The organism is Undibacterium umbellatum, from assembly GCF_014284125.1.
Taxonomy (GTDB): Bacteria; Pseudomonadota; Gammaproteobacteria; order Burkholderiales; family Burkholderiaceae_D; genus Undibacterium; species Undibacterium umbellatum.
On sequence record NZ_JACOFX010000050.1, the window covers coordinates 1 to 1,611 of the forward strand.

A 1,611-nucleotide genomic window follows, 5' to 3' on the forward strand; every position below is an offset into this window, starting at 1 on the left:
ATGACACAGACAGAAATGTCACAAAACAGAGATTAAACTGAAGAGTTTGATCCTGGCTCAGATTGAACGCTGGCGGCATGCCTTACACATGCAAGTCGAACGGCAGCGCGGGGCAACCTGGCGGCGAGTGGCGAACGGGTGAGTAATATATCGGAACATACCCTAGAGTGGGGGATAACGTAGCGAAAGTTACGCTAATACCGCATACGCACTAAGGTGGAAAGTGGGGGATCGCAAGACCTCATGCTCATGGAGTGGCCGATATCTGATTAGCTAGTTGGTAGGGTAAAAGCCTACCAAGGCGACGATCAGTAGCTGGTTTGAGAGAACGACCAGCCACACTGGAACTGAGACACGGTCCAGACTCCTACGGGAGGCAGCAGTGGGGAATTTTGGACAATGGGGGCAACCCTGATCCAGCAATGCCGCGTGAGTGAAGAAGGCCTTCGGGTTGTAAAGCTCTTTTGTCAGGGAAGAAACGGTGTTTCCTAATACGGAATGCTAATGACGGTACCTGAAGAATAAGCACCGGCTAACTACGTGCCAGCAGCCGCGGTAATACGTAGGGTGCAAGCGTTAATCGGAATTACTGGGCGTAAAGCGTGCGCAGGCGGTTTTATAAGTCTGATGTGAAATCCCCGGGCTCAACCTGGGAACTGCATTGGAGACTGTAAGGCTAGAGTGTGTCAGAGGGGGGTAGAATTCCACGTGTAGCAGTGAAATGCGTAGATATGTGGAGGAATACCGATGGCGAAGGCAGCCCCCTGGGATAACACTGACGCTCATGCACGAAAGCGTGGGGAGCAAACAGGATTAGATACCCTGGTAGTCCACGCCCTAAACGATGTCTACTAGTTGTCGGGTCTTAATTGACTTGGTAACGCAGCTAACGCGTGAAGTAGACCGCCTGGGGAGTACGGTCGCAAGATTAAAACTCAAAGGAATTGACGGGGACCCGCACAAGCGGTGGATGATGTGGATTAATTCGATGCAACGCGAAAAACCTTACCTACCCTTGACATGGAAGGAATCCCGAAGAGATTTGGGAGTGCTCGAAAGAGAACCTTTACACAGGTGCTGCATGGCTGTCGTCAGCTCGTGTCGTGAGATGTTGGGTTAAGTCCCGCAACGAGCGCAACCCTTGTCATTAGTTGCTACGAAAGGGCACTCTAATGAGACTGCCGGTGACAAACCGGAGGAAGGTGGGGATGACGTCAAGTCCTCATGGCCCTTATGGGTAGGGCTTCACACGTCATACAATGGTACATACAGAGGGCCGCCAACCCGCGAGGGGGAGCTAATCCCAGAAAGTGTATCGTAGTCCGGATTGTAGTCTGCAACTCGACTACATGAAGTTGGAATCGCTAGTAATCGCGGATCAGCATGTCGCGGTGAATACGTTCCCGGGTCTTGTACACACCGCCCGTCACACCATGGGAGCGGGTTCTGCCAGAAGTAGTTAGCTTAACCGCAAGGAGGGCGATTACCACGGCAGGGTTCGTGACTGGGGTGAAGTCGTAACAAGGTAGCCGTATCGGAAGGTGCGGCTGGATCACCTCCTTTCTAGAGTAGCGCGTAGTTAAGTGTCCACACTTATTGACTGTTAATGAT

General features: G+C 52.1%; 1 rRNA gene. It reads left to right on the forward strand.

What is annotated here, in order from left to right:
• Positions 1 to 34 precede the first annotated feature (34 nt).
• A 16S ribosomal RNA gene (locus H8L47_RS29080) occupies positions 35 to 1,563 on the forward strand.
• Positions 1,564 to 1,611: the final 48 nt, after the last annotated feature.